Raw genomic sequence first — 19045 nt, forward strand, 5'->3', positions numbered from 1 at the left:
CCGCCAACTTCTTTCCAGTTCGTTACTTTTCCAGCGAAAATATCTTCAATTTGTTGAAGTGTAAGTGAATCTACACCAACATCTTTATTTGTTACCATTGAATAACCAACACCAGCAACTTTTGTTTCTACTAAAGCACTTGCTTTTGATTTGTCTTCTAATTTTTCTGCAGCTGGTACGTCTGAGTTACCAATTTGAATAGCACCAGTAGATACTTGATTTACTCCAGTTCCACTACCGCCACCTTGTACTGTAACTGACACTTGTGGGAACTTAGACATAAATTCTGTAGCAGCTTCGTCAGCTAGTGGTTGTAACGCTGTTGATCCTGCAGCACTAATTGTACCTGTTAGTTCAATCTTTTTATCATCTGTGCTTGCTTTACCAGTAGTCTTGTCATCTTTATTATTACATCCTGCTAGCATACCTGTAACGACCATTGCTGCAAATGTTAATTTTAATCCACGTTTCATTATTGTTTGTCCTCCTAAGGAAAATTATTATTTTCTACATCTCTAACTATAAAAAAGAATAATTAACCTAGTTTTAAAGGATTGTAAATAATTCGTAAAGTTGGGATAGGAGGATAAATTAATGATAAAAATAAGACTCTCTATTTACTTTTAGATTTCCTTTAGAATTTATACAAAAAAATGAAAATAAACGAATTCATTCGCCCATTTTCATTTAAACTACTTCTTAACTGTTTTAAATTACAACACTATTTGTTCACTTTCTCAAAGCATAATTTCAATACAGCATTAAGCAAAACGTCAGCCCCTTTAGCACAATCCTCATATGAAGTTAATTCATCCTCTCGATGACTATATCCATTTATACTTGGAACAAAAATCATTGCCGTTGGGATATAAGAAGCGATGAATTGAGCATCATGTCCAGCACCACTGTACATGCGATTTTCTTTATACCCTAACTCTTTGCAAGCAGAATCAACTGCGTTTATTACTGTTTTATCAAAATCAACGGTATCTCGATCCCATAAGCGTGTAGATTTGATTGGGCAGCCATTTAGATTAACAGGCAGTTCTTCCACCATTCTTGTTACTTCCGCAATGACCCCAGGGTCCTTATGTCTTGCTTCTAAAGTAAAGGTTACGTCGGAAGGAATGACTGTATGAATATTTGGATATGCATTTATACGACCGATTGTGTAAACAAGATCTGAATCTAGGCTCTGTAGTTGCTTTTGTAAATCTACCACCACATTAGCAGCAGTAAACATTGGATCTTTGCGCATGCTAATTGGCGTCGTACCTGCATGATTCGATTCGCCAAAAATTGAAATTTCATAGCATACCATTCCTAATACACCTTCTACTACTCCAATATCTAAGTTTTTCCGCTCCAAAACTGGACCTTGCTCAATATGTAGTTCGATATATGCGCTGCCCTCTACTAATCGATTTGTTTCAGAACCTTCAAAGCCGCTTTCCGTTAATGCTTGAGCGAATGACGTTCCATTTTTATCTGTTGAAGCAATCATTTTCTTTTTATCAAATTTACCAGACAACACACCTGAAGACATAAGCGATGGCTCAAATCGAGCTCCTTCTTCGTTCGTAAAATTGACAATCATAATCGGATAATCTAATTCGATATTTTTTTCTTTTATTGTATAAACAGTCTCTAAAGCTGTAAGTACGCCTAGCACACCATCAAACCTCCCCCCTTTAATGACGGAGTCCAAGTGAGAACCTATTACGATTGGTGGCAAGTTTTGTTTACCTGGTAATGTTGCATACATATTTCCCATGTCATCATACTTTACTGTCATTTCAGCCTCTTCACATAAAGCTTGAAATCTCTTTCGTGCCGCAATATCTTCGGCGGATAATGCAAGTCTAGTCACACCATTATTTTCTGTTTTTCCGTACTCACTAAATATTTCAAGTAAATTTTGAAGCCGATTAGCATTTGTTTTAATCATCTCAGGGGCCTCCCTTTAACTATCAACGAATGTGTTAATGATTAAACTTACGCTAACAATTACGAGAATATTAATACCGATTGCTATAAAGCCAATGTTTATATCATTTATTTAACTTGGAATAATTGAGAAACTATTTAAAGGTAGTCATTGTATTAATTAATACGTGAGAAACTCTAGTTATAATACTTGCTATTGTATATTTGATTTATAAAGGAGTAGTGTGCGGAGTAGAACTTGATGTTGAATTAAGAATAGGGGATCGGTATTTTTTACCGGTTAATATGTAGCTTGATACAAAATCTAAAAAATCTTCAACTGAACGAACATTATAGTTATTGTCATAAGGTTTTCGGTCATTAAGCACTGGGTGAGTATGGTGTGGATCTGTTTCTACGCCATGATTATGTTCATTTTCAAAGGAACATATATTTCCCGGAGGATCTCTTTTTTCTTCCCAACAATAGCGATATTGTATTAATTGTCCATTCGAATTATACCACTCTCTAATTCTGGCCTTCGATTTTCCAAACTGAGGATGTGGTATTAAGTCTATATTAAGTTGAACCTTCATGACTCCATCATTAAGAGGGACAAGATTTAACATCGGAGGAGAAGTTCGAAAAGCCCCTTCATATTTGATAAACAATGTGTTGAACTTTAAAGGATTAATCATTCTTTTCCTCCCTTTCGCTTCATTAATAAATTACGCTTTTCTTCCTCTAACTCTTTCCAATCAAATATATCAACGGATTCCGATGAACGATCAATATCTTCATCAGTATAGCTTCCGAAAAGTTTGTAAAAATTATCTCCAAATTGTTCTTCATATTCATAGATTAGTTCATTTATCATTTCGATGCGTTCGTCAATTGTTTGAGTTCTGATTCGTTTCATTTGATAGTTCCATTGAATTTGAAAAGCCATTACAGGATTTTTCCAAGCTTCAATAGCATGTTTAGGTATTTTTTGTTGCCCTTTTTCACCAACCGCTTCTAAGCCTCTTTCAATATATTTGTAGACCATTTGACGTGATACAGCTAACTCTTTTGACGCTTGAGTAATCGTCATCAATTCTCTTAAATCATAATCAAAGACTAATATGCCTTCTGAAGTAATCTGATAAAACCACGTATCAAATTTAATTTTCACATTATTAAAATCCATTTTTTCTTCATGAATTTTTGTTGAGATTTCCATCATTTCTTTCAAAAGTGTAATTGATTCTTCTTTTTTAATTAAATCTGGCCCTAAATTAAATTTAACCTTCTTTGGCATAACGTATCGTAGAATGTCATCATAAACTTCACTCATACTAACAGCCAAGTTATTCATTAAAAACAATGATTCTTTCTCGTATCTTACTACATCTTGTTCATGAATCGCTTGCTCAAGTTGTTCCTCTGTCAATTTTAATGTCATTGTACTCATTCTCATTTCACCTCACGCTCCTATCATAGCATGGTTTACACTTATCGCATATTGTATACTTAACGATTTTAAAATATTGTCACATTTTGTGCAACTTTAATAATTTTATTCCAGTTGTTTTTTAACAGTGAAGCAATGTAGACATTTAATCTTCTTGCTCGTCTTCTAAAATTTGAAACTCTATCTTAAATGAACATCAATTGTATTTAATTCAGAAAATTTGTATTATTTTGCCATTTACCATTGATTTGTGTTGATAAAAAGTTATAATTATTTTGAAAACAATTTATGCAAACGGTTGCAATAGATTAGCATTACCTACATACATATTTTTATTGCATCTTTTGTATAAACGTTTTCCTAATTTAGAAAGAGGAAAGGGGTTTATTCATGAGGAGAAAACAAAGATCAATATTATCGCTGGTAACTGTATTAGGATTAGTACTCCAGATGTTTCCGGGACTAATTACAAATGGATCTGCAAAAGCAGCAGAAACGGTAGCTAAACAAGTTGTACTTGTTGGTAGCATTCAAAGCTTGTTAGGCAATCCAAGCGATTGGGACCCAGCTTCGGCCAAAACGGAAATGGTGTACAAAGGTAATGGTCTCTATACTTTTACTGGTACTTTACCGGCCGGTGAATATGAGTATAAAATCGCCATTGGTGGAAACTGGTCGGAAAATTACGGTGAAGGCGGAAATCCAGGTGGCAACAACATTAAACTAGTACTTTCCGAACAAAAAGATGTCACTTTCTACTATAATGATAACACTCATTCAATTTCAGACAGCACTCATTACACTCCTTTAGCAGATGAAAGACAACCACGTCTTGTTGGAACGATCCAGCCTGCAATTAATGCAGGGGCAGCTTGGAGCCCAGCGGAATCAACAGCCTTTTTAAAGGATGACAATTTTAAAAATATCTATTCCTTTACTACAAAGGTGCCAAGTGGTACATACGAATACAAGATTGTATTAGGCAAGGATTGGAACGAGTCCTACCCTACTTCCAATTTAAAATTAAATGTAATCTCTGAAACTACTATTACATTTTTCTATAATAATCAAACAAAAGAAGTTTATACAGATTATAAACCAACAGGCTCTGATGGCTTGATTGATCAAAGTGCCCTATATCATGATTCATGGGATCAAATCTACCGAAAGCCATTTGGGGCGGTTCCTGCTGAGACACCTGTCATATTCAGGATATCAGCTAAGAAAGGTGACCTGACAAGTGCAAGCCTTTATGTAAAAAACTATAATTCAGGTACAACAAAAGTCTTGGCTATGAAAAATGTTGGCTGGTCAAATACAAGTGGCAAAGGTGATCTTGAATACTGGGAAGCCACTTTTACTCCTGCAGATAAAGGTATTCATGGATATAAATTCATTGTAAGAGATCAAGATACAACGGCAGAATATGGAGAGGACACACAAGAAGGCCATACTGGAAAAGCAGAAGATAAAAATGCAGGTCTATTCCAATTGACAGTTTATGACCCTGAATATCAAACTCCAAATTGGATGAAAGAAGCTGTAGTCTATCAAATCTTTCCTGATCGCTTTTTTAACGGCAACAAGACAAATGACCATATAAAGGATAAAGTTGGAGCTCGCGGTAGCCAACCAATCGAACATCCCGCTTCTTGGTCAAGCTTACCTGATAATCCTTATGAACAAGGAACTGGTTCATATAATGGGGACGGAGAGTTTAGTAATGATTTTTATGGAGGAGATATTGCTGGAATCAAAGCTAAGCTTGATTACCTTCAATCACTTGGAGTTAACACACTCTATATAAATCCGATTGCTCTTGCACCATCTAACCATAAATATGATGCAACCGATTACAAAGAACTTGATCCGATGTTTGGCACAGAAAAAGAATTTAAGGATTTCACAAAAGAGTTATCGAAACGTAATATGCATTTGATTTTGGATGGCGTTTTTAACCACGTCTCTGACGACTCAATCTATTTTGACCGCTATAACAAATATAAAACAGTTGGCGCATATGAATATTGGTCTCGTGTTTATAATTTAATGAATGATGAAAAATTGACCGAAGCTGCTGCTAAAGAGAAAGCAAAAAAACAACTTATCTCTGAAGGTCAATCCTTTAGCCCGTACGGTTTTGAAAACTGGTTCCATATTGAAAATGTTAAAGTTCCTAATGAAAAAGTAAACGGCATTTCAAATGGAGAACATTATAAGTATGAAGGATGGTGGGGCTACGATAGTCTGCCAGTATTTGAATCAGTTGAAGGATCAAAGGTTGACCACCTTAGTGAACTTAACAACACTGAATTGGCTAATTATCTAATGTATGAAAAGGACTCTGTAGGAAAATCATGGATCGATCGAGGTTCTTCCGGCTGGCGTCTAGATGTAGCAAATGAAGTGGACAGTTCATTTTGGCAGGAATTCCGAAAAGAAATGAAATCCAAGACTATGACAGGATCCGGAAGCACGCTTCAAAAAGATGAGAAACCACTTATTTTAGGGGAAATTTGGGATGATGCTTCCAAGTACTTCTTAGGAGATCAATATGATTCCGTAATGAACTATCGTTTCCGAGGAGCAATCTTGGATTATTTAAAGAACGGTAATGCAGAAAATGCACAAAACTCACTCGAAGCTGTTCAAGAGGACTATCCTAAAGAAGCGTTTTATGCACTCATGAACTTAATGGGATCTCATGATACTGCACGCGCTATATTCCTGTTAGGAAATGGAACAGATACGTATAACAGAGCTGAACAGGATCCGAACTATAATTACAATGAAGGTGTGAAGCGATTAAAATTAGCTTCTATTCTTCAAATGGGCTACCCTGGAGCGCCGACTATTTATTATGGAGATGAAGCAGGACAAACAGGATCAAAGGATCCAGATGATCGCCGTACGTATCCATGGGGAAATGAAAACCAAGATTTAATTAAACATTATCAAGCGATTGGTAAAATTCGTAGTAAAAATTCCGATCTATTTAGCTATGGAAATCTTCACCACATTTACGCAAAAAATGATGTATTAGCTTACACTCGAACAAAAGGATCAAAATCTGCCCTTGTTATTATCAACAGAGGGAATACTTCACAAACTGTTGAAATTGATACAAAAGGACTTATTGCGAATGGCGTTCAATATGTAGACCAATTAGATACTAAGTATTTAGCTACAGCAAAAGATGGTAAGCTTACATTGACCGTTCCAGCTGAATCCGGAAGAATGTTACTATCAAATAATGAAGTAAAACAACCACAGTCAGTTAAAAGTGTAGTAGGTACAGTAGGTTCTAAACAAATTACTTTAAATTGGACAGGAAATGGAACAAAATTCAATGTCTACCAATCCAATATTGCTGGTGGATTATGGACAAAAGTGAAAGAAACTACTGGTAAATCTGTTGATATTTCAGGTTTGAATAATGGGCGTACCTATTATTTTGAAGTGACAGCTGTAGATTCTAATGGCAACGAATCTGAGCCTGTAGCCTCAGCTGGTCTCGTGCCACATTATGATGTTGCGAATGCTAGCCCGAGCAACCTGACTACCTTATCTAATGGGGAGTTGAACTTAGCGCTTGATTCTACTGTTAAAGCATCTTTTTACTTGTCAGGTGCTACTGAAACCGGCCCGGCCGAGGGAATCACAGCCGAGCTTCAAGTAAGAATTAAAGGCCAAACAACTTGGACAACATATCAAGCTCTATATACTGGTCAAACTCAGGAAAATAAGGCAAATGAGTTTCAAGGTAGCTTTACACCATTGGAGGCAGGTACTTATGAATACAGAATGTCCTTTACTCCTGATTTAGGTAAAACATGGGTATCTACTTCAACAGCAGAAGTAAATTATACACGGAGCACATCAGATACGACTCCTCCTGCTAAAGAAGTCACTTTAGATACACCAATTCAAGAGTCTGGTCAGGTTAACTTAAACTGGAACCTTAAGCAGCCAGATCAGCCATATAAAACGATTATTTATCGTGACGATCAATTACTTACATCAGTCAATGGAGACACTACCACATTCCGTGATTATCAGGTAGCTAACGGTACAACTTATAAATACAAAATCCGTGTATTTGATCAAGCTGGGAATTATGTGGACTCTAACACGGTAACTGTGACACCTGATATCGTCATGGTACAAATCACTTTCAAGGTGCATGCACCAGATGATACTCCATTATCTTCTCAAATGAATATTCCAAACAGCTTAAATGGATGGAATACAGGCGGCTGGTCAATGAGCCGAAATGGTGCCGTTACACCTGATTGGGAATATACAACTGAACTTGAGGAAGGAACTGAAATTACGTATAAATACACGAGAGACAACTCTTGGGATCACGAAGGTTTAACAGACCACACACCATCTGATTCATCGGATGATGATATCAGTTACTATGGTTACGGTGCGACTGGAACTGATATGAAAGTAGTCGTCACAAACCAAGGTGGCAACAAAATGGTTGTCCAAGACAAGATTTTACGCTGGATTGATAACCCACTTGTAGTAAGCCAAATTGATGTGAAAGGTTCGACTTTAACGATCAAAGGAAATAGTATTAAAGGTGCTAACCTCACCATCAACGGGGAAAAAGTAACTGACTATAATGGAATGAATTTCACTCAATCTATTAATCTAAGCGAAGGTCAAACGCAAGTTCCAGTACACATTGAACCAACTGATACTACCAAATCCACGATTTTTAAAAGTGATGGTGGTTCGATAGCTAAAAATACAAAGAACTACGTGATTGATGTAATTAATAAAACGATTATTGAATCCAAGTAATTAGAAATAGAGAAGGTCTGCTGAGTAGTTCGGCAGACCTTTCATCTTATAGTGTAAATCAAAATTAAATATGAATCTAAAAGTCACTGAAGTGTCGTCTCCGTCTAGAAAAGAAAAAGAAGAGCACAGACTAGATCAGCATCCTATGCAAATACCAATGCAAAAAAGCCCCAGCAAAATACTGGAGCCATTTAATTTGGGAATTCTATTCTTCGCTTATCCCAATAAAGTTCTTTGCCATAAATTTATCGAGCATATCACGCACTTCATCTGTTGATTCTGTGTTCATTAATTGATTTCTTAATTCGCCTGCTCCTCTAAACCCACGGACATAAATCTTAAAGAAGCGATGAAGAGCTTTGAACGAGCGCAGTTCATATTGATCATGCAGATCCAAATGCAATCTTAAAAGATTAAGCAATTCCTCACTACTATGTTCTTTTGGCTCCACTTCAAAAGCAAACGGATTATGGAAAATTCCACGTCCAATCATAACTCCATCAATACCATATTGTTCAGCAAGCTTTAAGCCAGTTTGTCGGTCAGGGATATCTCCGTTGATTGTCAACAGTGTATTCGGTGCTACTTCATCACGAAGTTTCTTAATCTCTGGGATTAGTTCCCAATGCGCATCTACTTTACTCATTTCATCTCTAGTACGCAAGTGAATAGATAAATTGGCAATGTCTTGTTTCAAAATATGTGTCAGCCAGTCACGCCATTCGTCTATTTTAGAGAAACCAAGCCTTGTCTTAACGCTTACTGGCAGGCCTCCTGCTTTTGCTGCTTGTATTAGTTCTGCTGCAACTTCTGGGCGAAGGATTAGGCCGCTCCCCTTCCCATGTCCTGCCACATTAGGTACAGGACAGCCCATATTGAGATCTATACCTCGAAAACCAAGTTCCGCCATACCAATACTCATTTGCTTAAAGAATTCAGGCTTATCCCCCCAAATATGTGCTACTAGTGGCTGCTCATCTTCTGTAAAAGTCAAACGACCGCGTACACTTTGGTGCCCTTCTGGGTGGCAGTAACTCTCACTGTTTGTAAACTCCGTAAAAAATACATCAGGTCTGGCTGCTTCACTTACAACATGGCGAAACACAACATCCGTCACATCTTCCATTGGAGCCAGTATAAAAAAAGGTCGCGGTAATTCACGCCAAAAATTATCTTTCATTTTCAACTTCAAATCCTCTCATGATGGGAAACTAGGCCAACCACTTATCCGAAAATTAAAAAGTAAGATGACCATGATTATTCACTTATTATCAAACTGATCAAAAATGTTAATCAGTGTTTGCTAAAATTCTCTCCAATATTTCTTCAATTAGAAGAAACCGAATTGCCAAGAGTTTAACAGAAAAAAGCCCCCGAATTCGAAAAAAGTACTTTTTAACGAATTTAGGGTGGCTAATGTTTATTTAAACTAGCAGAGCATTTATTAATTAGACATCTTCAATTCCAAATTCGCTACAACTTCTACATGTGCAGTATGCGGGAACATATCTACTGGCTGCATATACTTCACATCATAACTCTTACTTAATACCTTTAAATCTCTAGCCAAAGTAGAAGGATTACAAGAAACATATACTAATTTCTTCGGTTTAATTTTTAATACAGTATTTAAGAACTCCTCATCGCAACCAGTTCTCGGTGGATCAGTAATAATCACATCCGGTTTCCAGCCTTCTTTTAACCATTTTGGTAATACTTGTTCAGCATTACCTGCTTCGTAATGAGTGTTTGTAAAGCCGTGGCTTAATGCATTTGTTTTCGCATCGATAATTGCTTCTTTTGTTACGTCCATGCCACGAACTTCTTTTGCGTCTTTAGCAAGCCATAATCCGATTGTACCTACTCCACAATAAGCATCAACGACTTTTTCCGTACCAGTAAGTGCCGCTGCTTTTTTCACTTCATCATATAGCTTAACCGTTTGTTCAGGGTTTAATTGGAAAAACGCTCTAGCCGAAAGCTCAAATGATAAGTCACCAAGCTTTTCTTCGATTACTTCTTCCCCTGCTAAATAAACAGTTTCACGACCAAAAATCACTGAAGTCATTTGATTGTTAATATTTTGCATTAAACTAGTTACTTCAGGAATTCTCTTTTTAATTTCACTAATTAATTCATTTTTCTGTGGAAAATCTTTCGTACCAGTTACTAGAACTAATTGAATTTGACCTGTTTGTAATCCGACACGGGCAACAATTGTTCGAATAACCCCTTTATTTTTTCGTTCATTATAAACAGGAATATTTAAACGAGTTAAAATCTTCTTCACTTTACCTGTGATTTTATTTAAATCCTCATGTTGAATTGGGCAATGGCCAATATCGACAACTTCGTGTGAGTTTTGTTTATATAATCCAGCGATAATCTTATTTTTTTCAAGTCCAGTTTGAAGCTGACTTTTGTTGCGGTAATTCCAAGGATTTTCCATACCAACCGTTTCTTTAATTGGTGTTTTTTCAAGTAAATCTTTCGCATACTTTTCCATTGCTTGGATGACAATGTCGCGTTTATATCGAAGCTGCCCTTCATATGAAGCATGCTGAATTTGGCAACCACCACATTTTTCATAGATTTTACAAGTCGGATCTACACGGTCTGGCGATGACTTACGAATACGTTGAATCTTCCCTTCTGCAAAGCCATTGCGAACATTCGTTACTTCAGCAACTACTTCCTCACCAGGTAATGCTCCTTTAATAAAAACAACTTGTCGTTTGAAGTAACCTACACCCTCACCATTAATTCCGATACGTTTAATTGTAATAGGAAAGGATTGTCCTACTTCTAATTTATTTTCTAACTGATTGCTCATATATACAACTCCATTATTCTATGCTCTTCCAAAGATACAGAGCAGCGTAGCTTCCAAACGGTGAAACCTGCTCTTTAACATACTCCATTATTTCTTTTGAAGGCTTTTCATCTAAATTTAAAAGCTTTTGAAGTGCGATTTGAATGCCAACATCACCAACTGGGAAAATATCTTTTCTTCCTAAACCAAATAATAAGAAGTTTTCAACCGTCCAGGGACCGACCCCTTTAAGCTTAATTAGCTCCTTAGAAATTTCCTCTGAAGATAATGTTCGATAATCTTGATGACTTAAATCTCCTTCACTCCACGCTTTAGCAATGCCGATCATATATTCAGCTTTTCTAGTACTAAGCTGCAAATCTCTTAACTCATCAATCGTTAACATGGCAATTTTCTCAGGCGAAGGAAAAAACCACGCATTACCAATTCTCTCACCATACATTCGAACAAATCGCTTTGTGACTTGAATCGCAAAAGTACGCTGAATTTGCTGATGAATAATACATGTAATTAAACAGGCGAAAGGATCATTAGAAACAGTGATTGGTGTATGTCCAAAAAGGTCTATTAGAGGCGATATAGTAGTTTGTCTTAAATGAAGATGTAACTCTTCAAATTCAGTTTGCCATTGCAAAATTGTAGCAATTTCCTCGAGAATTTTAGCTTTATTTAAATGTTCACTAATAACTTCAAATCGAACCGGAGCATCATCTATTTTCTTAACCTTTACAACTGCATGCTCTCCCTCAATATAAAGTGGAATGCTTAACCGCTTTTCAGCAGAATGCACCGTAAATGTTGGCTCATGCTCTAATCTCTTTAAAACCTCTTCCCATTGATATGGAGTTTCTAAAGCAACCTCTTCCTTCCACATTCTCCCGTTCCTCCTTAATTACTCTGAAGTGTATTATAGCATAATCAGTACCGGTTAAGAAAATTTGTGTGAAACGCAAAAAAACTAGAGAAATAATCTCTAGTTACATGCTTAAAAATTTTATTTTTAGAAAGCTCTTACAGCCTGAAAAACACAAAAAAAGCTTGGGGACTAATCAAGCTTTTTTTGACACATTAAATTTTAAGGGAATGGGGAAACTTTCAAGTCCAATCAGGTTTTAAAACTTATCAAATATCGCTACAGCGGGTTTTGATATTTAATATATTTAAATGATAACGATTATCATTATCAAAGTCAATAGGTTTAATAAAAATTTACTAAAGTAATTGCCTCTTTTTTAAAACTACCATTAGTCAATTTTAGAAACTCTGCATCTACTACCCCTCTTAATAAATATCTCCATCAAATATTGGAGAAAATACTACTACAAAAACCACTTACCAAGCGTAAATTAATATATGATGGAAGACACATTAATTTATAATTTATGATAAACTATTTAATTGAAAGTAGAGACTAGTGAGGTAAGACTATTATGGAAAAAGCAAAAATAAGTATAGTCGTTGTCGCACATAATCATGAAGATGTCTTAAAAGATTGCCTTAACAGTTTACAAGGTCAATCCTTAACTGATCTTCAAATTATCGTGATTGACAACGGTTCAACAGATAATAGTAAAAAATTAATTGAAGAATACTCAAATTCACATAAAAATTTCCAATCCGTATCAATCGATTTTACGGCAAAAAATAAAGCGCGTAACATAGGCTTACAAGAAGCTAATGGTGACTTTATTGCCTTTATCGATGCAGATGATATTGTAAATTCTTCATCTTATGAAAAACTATATGACGGTGCTACTAAAGCAAATGCTGAGATTGCTTTAGGAAATATCCAATTATTTAATGGTACAAGAAAATGGGAGCACCATGACTTAAAATCCATTTTCAAAAAAGATTTACCGCAAATACGCCAATTTGACCAACAGCCAGAACTACTTTTAAATCCTTCTATTAAAAATATGATGATCAAAAGAAGTTTATTGAGCGACAATCAAATACAATTTAATGAGAATATAACTGAGCAACAAGATTTATTATTTACTCAACAATCCTTTATTTGTTCGAATAAAGTTTATGTCACTTCAGACATCGTCATAAATGTGAGAGATTTAACGAATAGTGATGTTATTAAACAAACTAGTACTTTAGATTTTTTTAATGACCTTCTTATTACTCAATCAGAATTACGGAACTATTATAAACAAAAAGATGTTACCTCTCATTACGCTCATATTGAGAAAAAATTATGGGATTATTATTTAACATCTTTATTAACTAAAGCGTACTATTTCCCTTCTGAGCAGTTCGATGAATTATTAACGATTTCATCTAACTTTGCAAACAACATGTCAGAAAATCAAATAGAACATAATACTTCTAAAATTAGTAAGGTATTCTACACAATATTTGTTAATAAAGTTTCAGAAGAATTTAATTTACTAATGCGCTTATTATCTGATCGAACATTACAAAAAGGTGCAGTTAAAATCGAAGGAAAATATTATCACTACTTTGCAAAATATTTTCCAAATTATAAAGAATACCTAGAAATAAAAGCATTTAATCTATATCAAAAAATTGAAATCCTTTCATTACGTGAAGATCGCTTACAAGTAGGTGGCTTTGCCTTTATTGAGGAAATTAATAATGATGATTCTATTAAAGAAATACAGTTTACGAATAAGTCAAACGGACAAGTCATTACAGTTACACTTGAAACACTTGAACGTTCAGATTTATCTTACTTATTCTCAAAAAATAGTATCAATTATAGCGATGGTGGCTATAAAACAACGACGATTGAATTAAGTAAAATTTTACCTGATGGTGATTATGAAGTGTCAATCTCAGTAACAGTCGAAGATATTACGATAAAAAAACCACTTCATATCTTTTATTTTTCAACAAAAGCAAATTCAAAACCAGCAACTACTAAAACACACAGCATAGTGCCATATTTTCCAAAGAAGAATTTGCATATTCGAATTAAAAAAACAGGCCTATTAGGAAGATTAAAAACAAAAATACAAAAATCCTTCCGCGATTTAGTCTATGAATTTGGTTTACTTGTACTAAGGAGAGAATGGAAATCCTTCCTTATCTTTTTCTTATACCGCTTAACACAAAAGCACTATCGAAATAAACATATTTGGCTAATTGGAGAAAGAAAAGATACGGCACAAGATAATTCGTATCATTTATTCAAGTATATACAGAAAAATAATCTAAGAGAAAACTGTTACTATTTAATCGATAAAAATGCTAAAGATTATGAACATATAAAGGAATTCGGCAACATCGTACAATACGGAAGTATAAAGCACACACTCTACTTATTAACTTGTGATAAAACAATTAATGCATATTCCGAACGTGCTAACATGTACACCCATGAATACCTACAAGTTTTAAAATGCCATCCTGAATGGCAGCAAAATCAAAAAATCCTTATTCAACATGGCGTAATTGGAGTTAGTCGAGTAAACCATGTACTAAATAAAAATCGAATGGGCTATTCATTATTTATCGTTTCATCTGATTTTGAAAAAGATCATATCGTGAACGAATTTGGATATGCCGAAAATGAAGTTGCCGTAACTGGACTAGCTAGATGGGACGCCCTTGAAAATACAGGGAATGGGAAAACGATTCTAATTATGCCAACGTGGAGAAACTGGAATAAAAGTACGCAGCAATTAATGAACTCTGAATACTTTAACCGTTATTTATCTTTACTTAGTAATCCTGATTTACATCAAATATTAGAAGATAACGATTTAAATATTATTTTCTATCCACATTACCAAACTCAGGTTTATATGAAAGATGTTCCAGACTTCCATAAACGAATCAAAGTAATCCGTCAAGGTGAAGAAACCGTTCAATCACTTTTAAAACGATCCGATTTATTAATCACTGATTACTCAACAGTTTCCTTTGACTTTTCATACATGGAAAAACCAGTTATTTTCTACCAATTTGACTATAAACGATTCTATTACGAACACTATAACCAAGGACCAATCACACAAGAATTACTTTTTGGAGAAGTAGTGTCAGAAGAAGAACAAGTTCTTAACGGAATTAAAAAATTCGCAAATAAGGACCAACAATTCTTAGAAAATACAGTCGAAAATCCATTCGTAATTAAAACGTCTAAACAACACGCAAAATTAAACTACGAGGCAATCGCAAACCGATAAAGAAAACTCACCGCTGCCAATTTATACTTTCTAAATGTGTAAAAAAAGCTAATGATTAAAGCAGTTTTACTAAACTACTCAATCATTAGCTTTTTATTTTTTAGGAAGATAGAAATTTGGATCAAATCCACTTCTCTCCATCATTAACTCATCTAAACTGCCAAAACGATATCCTCTTTTATGTAATCCAGTAATAATCGCATCCATCGCCTCTGCATTATCCTTCGATACAGTATGCATTAAAATAACCGCTCCTGGATGAATCAAATCCATCACATTATCATAAGCATATTTCCAACCTCTTTGCTGATCAACCTTCCAATCAACATATGCCAATGACCAAAAAATATTTTCATACCCCTCTTTATTGACCAACTTCAAAGTACGCTCACTAAAAACACCTCGTGCAGGTCTAAAATATCTCATATCTGTTCGGCCAGTTAATTCTTGGTATGCCATTTTAACTTGTTCCAATTCCTCAACAATCTTCTGATCACCAATCGTTGTCATATCAGGATGACTCCACGAATGATTTCCAACTATATGCCCCTCATTTACCATCCGTTTTACTAACTCAGGATTCTCCTTAATATAATGACCCGTTATGAAAAAAGTCGCATGAACACCATGCTTCTTTAACACATCCAAAAACTTCGGCGTAAATCCATTTTCATAACCATTGTCAAAAGTTAAATAAACATCCTTTTTCGTAGTATCACCTAAATACACTGACCCCGTATTAGATAACAAATTATTAAGCTGCTCACCAGCATCTGGCGGAACCTCATTCTTCGTACGAACAATCCCCCAGCCATGTGGCGTATTACTATAAGCAAAAGTAGTACTAGGAAACACTAACAAGAAAGCAAGAATCGATACGATAAACTTTTTCAACTCACTCACCTCACTTAAAATTAGTATCTGTAAATAAATTAGAAATATGAATAAAATTGGTGCATTTTTGAAATAAAACTAAGTTTTTCTAGATTAGGATTTTGTGTCGGCTCAGGGATTGAAGTTTTTTAATGAATATAGGGGTTTTTCAATCCAAACCATTCAATTTTGCTTAATTTACCCTAAAATTAAACTTTTTCTTCATGAATTAACGCCTTATTTGCAGTATTGAGAAGGTTATTTACAGTTTTGAAACTTTTAATTGTAGATTTGGTAATTTTATTTGCAGATTTCGTAATTTTATTTGCAGTTTTGCCATTTTTATTTGCTATTTTCGTGATTTTATTTGCACTTGGGAATTTAATTGCAGTTGCTGGGGCCTTATTTGCACTCCTCATGTTTTTATTTGCAGGTTTTCTTCGTTTATTTGCAGATTACATTTTCTTATTTGCACTCGTAGAATTTATTTGCACTTGGGAATTTAATTGCAGTCGCTGGGGCCTTATTTGCACTACTCACGTTTTTATTTGCAGGTTTTCTTCGTTTATTTGCAGATTACATATTTTTATTTGCACTTGGGAATTTAATTGCAGTCGCTGGGGCCTTATTTGCAATCCTCATGTTTTTATTTGCAGGTCTTCTTCGTTTATTTGCAGATTACATTTTCTTATTTGAACTCGTAGAATTTAATTGCGGTGATTCGGCTTTTATTTGCACTACTCACGTTTTTATTTGCGGGTTCTCTTCATTTATTTGCAGGTTTCAGGTTTCATTTTTCCTATCCACTCCTCGAATTTAATCGCAGTACCCCCGCTCTTATTTGCACTTTTCATCTCCTATTTACACCAACAAATAATCTCCCCACAAAAAAAAGCAATGCCATCAAATGACATTGCCCCTAAATCTCAACTATTAAAATACCTTCTCAGCCATAGTAGCTAATTTCTCAAGTGAGCTCTTATCTACATCTTGATGCAATGAGTTACCGTGAGAGTCCATTGTTACAACTGCTTTGAAATCCTCAACTTGTAAGTGCCACATTGCTTCTGGAATTCCGAATTCTAAATAGTTTACGTCTTTTACTTCTTTAATACATTGTGAGTAGTATTGTGCTGCTCCACCAATTGCATTTAAGTAAACACCGCCGTGCTCTCCTAATGCTTTTAATGTTTTTGCACCCATTCCGCCTTTACCGATTACAGCGCGAATGCCGAATTTTTTCATGATATCGCCTTGGTATGGCTCCTCACGAATACTTGTTGTTGGACCAGCTGCTTTAATGTGATATTTGCCTTCTTCATCTTTTAATACAACAGGTCCACAGTGGTAAATAATTTGACCATTTAAGTCTACTGGACAGTCATGGTCTTTTAAATGATGGTGGATTGCGTCACGGCCAGTGTACATCATACCACTAATCGAAACTACATCTCCAACTTTTAAATCACGAATTTGTTCTTCAGTAATTGGCGCTACTAATTTCACTTCACGAGGTGCTTCTGCAGTATCATCAGCTTCATTTGTAAAGCTAATTTCTTCACCATCACGATAGATCCATTCTGAAACTTCGCCAGTCTCAGGATTAATTTTCATACCTAAACGACGGAATGCCCAGCAGTTATAAGCTACTGATACGAAGAAGCTTGCAGGTAAACGGTTCATTACGCCGATTTTACAACCAAGTAATGTTGTCTCTCCACCAAATCCCATTGTTCCTACGCCTAGCTTGTTTGCATTTTCCAAAATATAATCTTCCATTGCTTTAAGCTCTGGAATTGGATTTTCATCTTCAGTTAAACGGAATAGTTGATCTTTAGCAAGCTCATAACCGCTAGTACGGTCTCCGCCGATACCAACTCCGATGAAGCCTGCGCTACAGCCTTGTCCTTGTGCTTGATATACGCTGTGTAAAATACATTTACGGATACCGTCTAAATCACGACCAGCTTTACCAAGTCCTTCAAGTTCACATGGTAAGCTATATTGGATATTTTTATTTTCACATCCGCCACCTTTTAAGATTAGACGAATATCGATATAATCGCTCTCATGTTGCTCAAATTTCACAACAGGAGTACCCGGTCCTAAGTTATTTCCGCTGTTTTTACCAAATAAAGAATCTACAGAGTTCGAACGAAGCTTACCATCTTTTGTAGCTTGTTCAATCGCAGCATAAATTGCTTCTTTTATCACAAGCTGGTTTACACCAACTGGAGTTTTTACTTTAAACGTTGGCATACCAGTATCTTGGCAAATTGGTGAAACATCGTTTTCAGCCATCATAATATTATTTGTAATCGTTTCCAACGCGATGGCACTTCTAGTTCCAGAAGTTTCATTTGCTTTAGCTTGTCTGATTGCTTTACGTACGTCCTTTGGTAGATTCGTTGATGTTTCAACGATTAATTGATAAATACTTTCCTGTATGTTTTGCATTGCTGCTCCCCCTCAACCCTTTATAAAAAAGACAGAATGTTCCCCTTCTCATTATAATACAATTTTTAATAAACGGAATAAAAAAAGCCCTGACAAATATGTTTCTTTATTTAGCTGTCATATCGCTTTTTCAATAAATAAAAAAAGCCCATTTTAATGGACTCATTCAGGTTGATTAACTTCACGACATTTAGTTTCTATGTCATCTAAAACAGATAATAATTGATCTAATTCTTCTAAGCTTACTTCATCAGCTTCTAAAGATTCGATTGTTTCCATTACTGTGTTAAAACGCTCTTTAATATAAGATAATTGTTCTGTGCTTGACATAAATAACTCGTCCTTTCTTAATACAATTCATTTTATATTATACCCTTCTTCGACTATATATCGTAAAACTTTCGACATTTTTTTATTTTTTAAGCATTTATTTCTATACAATGATTAACTTTCTTTCTTATAATGGTTGAGGAAAATTAAATTTATCTTATACTTATGGGTGCACTTTTGTGCCTGAAGGAGTTTTTT

The 19045-nt window shown here is 35.2% G+C and carries 13 protein-coding genes; 2 read left to right on the forward strand and 11 right to left on the reverse strand.

What is annotated here, in order from left to right:
• From CN692_RS04395 to CN692_RS04410, 4 genes are all read right to left on the reverse strand, one after another.
• The coding region (locus CN692_RS04395) for a substrate-binding domain-containing protein (RefSeq protein WP_179865426.1) at positions 1 to 473 on the reverse strand (473 nt) is incomplete at its 3' end.
• A 248-nt stretch (positions 474 to 721) separates the two neighbouring features.
• Entirely contained in the window at positions 722 to 1948 is a 1227-nt protein-coding gene (locus CN692_RS04400; RefSeq protein WP_098117933.1) for a Zn-dependent hydrolase, read from the reverse strand.
• A 208-nt stretch (positions 1949 to 2156) separates the two neighbouring features.
• Positions 2157 to 2624: a toxin-antitoxin system TumE family protein gene (locus CN692_RS04405; protein WP_098117934.1), complete on the reverse strand. Its 468-nt coding sequence runs from the start codon at positions 2622 to 2624 to the stop codon at positions 2157 to 2159.
• Positions 2621 to 3379 (reverse strand): helix-turn-helix domain-containing protein, encoded by a 759-nt coding sequence (locus CN692_RS04410; protein WP_098117935.1) that lies wholly within the window; start codon positions 3377 to 3379, stop codon positions 2621 to 2623. The genes CN692_RS04405 and CN692_RS04410 overlap by 4 nt, the downstream gene beginning before the upstream one ends.
• 390 nt (positions 3380 to 3769) lie before the next feature.
• On the opposite strand from CN692_RS04410, the gene CN692_RS04415 reads away from it, so the two are divergent.
• A complete protein-coding gene (locus CN692_RS04415) occupies positions 3770 to 8194 on the forward strand; it encodes a pullulanase X25 domain-containing protein (protein WP_098117936.1) in 4425 nt (1474 codons plus the stop codon).
• Between the two features lie 205 nt (positions 8195 to 8399).
• Here the strand turns inward: CN692_RS04415 and CN692_RS04420 are convergent, their stop codons facing one another.
• The 3 genes from CN692_RS04420 to CN692_RS04430 all read right to left on the reverse strand — a co-directional run bounded on the left by CN692_RS04420 (position 8400) and on the right by CN692_RS04430 (position 11901).
• Positions 8400 to 9374, reverse strand: a complete 975-nt coding sequence (locus CN692_RS04420) for a tRNA dihydrouridine synthase (RefSeq protein WP_098118156.1) — start codon at positions 9372 to 9374, stop codon at positions 8400 to 8402.
• A gap of 264 nt (positions 9375 to 9638) precedes the next feature.
• Positions 9639 to 11027, reverse strand: a complete 1389-nt coding sequence (rlmD, locus tag CN692_RS04425; protein ID WP_098117937.1) for a 23S rRNA (uracil(1939)-C(5))-methyltransferase RlmD — start codon at positions 11025 to 11027, stop codon at positions 9639 to 9641.
• Positions 11028 to 11040: 13 nt separating this feature from the next.
• On the reverse strand, positions 11041 to 11901 hold the full coding sequence (locus CN692_RS04430; RefSeq protein WP_098117938.1) for a DNA-3-methyladenine glycosylase family protein: 861 nt from the start codon (positions 11899 to 11901) through the stop codon (positions 11041 to 11043).
• Positions 11902 to 12457: 556 nt separating this feature from the next.
• Between CN692_RS04430 and CN692_RS04435 the strand changes: the two genes are divergently transcribed.
• On the forward strand, positions 12458 to 15187 hold the full coding sequence (locus tag CN692_RS04435; RefSeq protein WP_098117939.1) for a CDP-glycerol:glycerophosphate glycerophosphotransferase: 2730 nt from the start codon (positions 12458 to 12460) through the stop codon (positions 15185 to 15187).
• Between the two features lie 93 nt (positions 15188 to 15280).
• On the opposite strand, the gene pdaA is transcribed toward CN692_RS04435, so the two are convergent.
• From pdaA to CN692_RS26010, 4 genes are all read right to left on the reverse strand, one after another.
• Positions 15281 to 16081, reverse strand: a complete 801-nt coding sequence (gene pdaA, locus CN692_RS04440; protein ID WP_257131600.1) for a delta-lactam-biosynthetic de-N-acetylase — start codon at positions 16079 to 16081, stop codon at positions 15281 to 15283.
• Between the two features lie 188 nt (positions 16082 to 16269).
• On the reverse strand, positions 16270 to 16479 hold the full coding sequence (locus CN692_RS04445) for a hypothetical protein (protein ID WP_098117940.1): 210 nt from the start codon (positions 16477 to 16479) through the stop codon (positions 16270 to 16272).
• Between the two features lie 514 nt (positions 16480 to 16993).
• The gene (locus CN692_RS04450; protein ID WP_098117941.1) at positions 16994 to 18517 is read right to left on the reverse strand and encodes a fumarate hydratase; all 1524 of its coding nucleotides are present in this window, start codon (positions 18515 to 18517) and stop codon (positions 16994 to 16996) included.
• 162 nt (positions 18518 to 18679) lie between these two features.
• Positions 18680 to 18847, reverse strand: a complete 168-nt coding sequence (locus tag CN692_RS26010; RefSeq protein ID WP_098117942.1) for an SE1561 family protein — start codon at positions 18845 to 18847, stop codon at positions 18680 to 18682.
• Between the last annotated feature and the right edge of the window lie 198 nt (positions 18848 to 19045).

Source organism: Bacillus sp. AFS002410, from assembly GCF_002556365.1.
In the GTDB taxonomy this organism is placed as follows: domain Bacteria; phylum Bacillota; class Bacilli; order Bacillales; family Bacillaceae_G; genus Gottfriedia.

What these genes read in the sequence shown, in the direction of transcription:
- CN692_RS04420 (WP_098118156.1), bottom strand. Translation starts at nt 9,374, where the DNA reads ATGAAAGATAATTTTTGGCGTGAATTACCGCGACCTTTTTTTATACTG.
- rlmD (WP_098117937.1), bottom strand. Translation starts at nt 11,027, where the DNA reads ATGAGCAATCAGTTAGAAAATAAATTAGAAGTAGGACAATCCTTTCCT.
- CN692_RS04435 (WP_098117939.1), top strand. Translation starts at nt 12,458, where the DNA reads ATGGAAAAAGCAAAAATAAGTATAGTCGTTGTCGCACATAATCATGAA.
- CN692_RS04450 (WP_098117941.1), bottom strand. Translation starts at nt 18,517, where the DNA reads ATGCAAAACATACAGGAAAGTATTTATCAATTAATCGTTGAAACATCA.
- CN692_RS04400 (WP_098117933.1), bottom strand. Translation starts at nt 1,948, where the DNA reads ATGATTAAAACAAATGCTAATCGGCTTCAAAATTTACTTGAAATATTT.
- CN692_RS26010 (WP_098117942.1), bottom strand. Translation starts at nt 18,847, where the DNA reads ATGTCAAGCACAGAACAATTATCTTATATTAAAGAGCGTTTTAACACA.
- CN692_RS04430 (WP_098117938.1), bottom strand. Translation starts at nt 11,901, where the DNA reads ATGTGGAAGGAAGAGGTTGCTTTAGAAACTCCATATCAATGGGAAGAG.
- CN692_RS04415 (WP_098117936.1), top strand. Translation starts at nt 3,770, where the DNA reads ATGAGGAGAAAACAAAGATCAATATTATCGCTGGTAACTGTATTAGGA.
- CN692_RS04445 (WP_098117940.1), bottom strand. Translation starts at nt 16,479, where the DNA reads ATGAGGAGTGCAAATAAGGCCCCAGCAACTGCAATTAAATTCCCAAGT.
- CN692_RS04410 (WP_098117935.1), bottom strand. Translation starts at nt 3,379, where the DNA reads ATGAGTACAATGACATTAAAATTGACAGAGGAACAACTTGAGCAAGCG.
- CN692_RS04405 (WP_098117934.1), bottom strand. Translation starts at nt 2,624, where the DNA reads ATGATTAATCCTTTAAAGTTCAACACATTGTTTATCAAATATGAAGGG.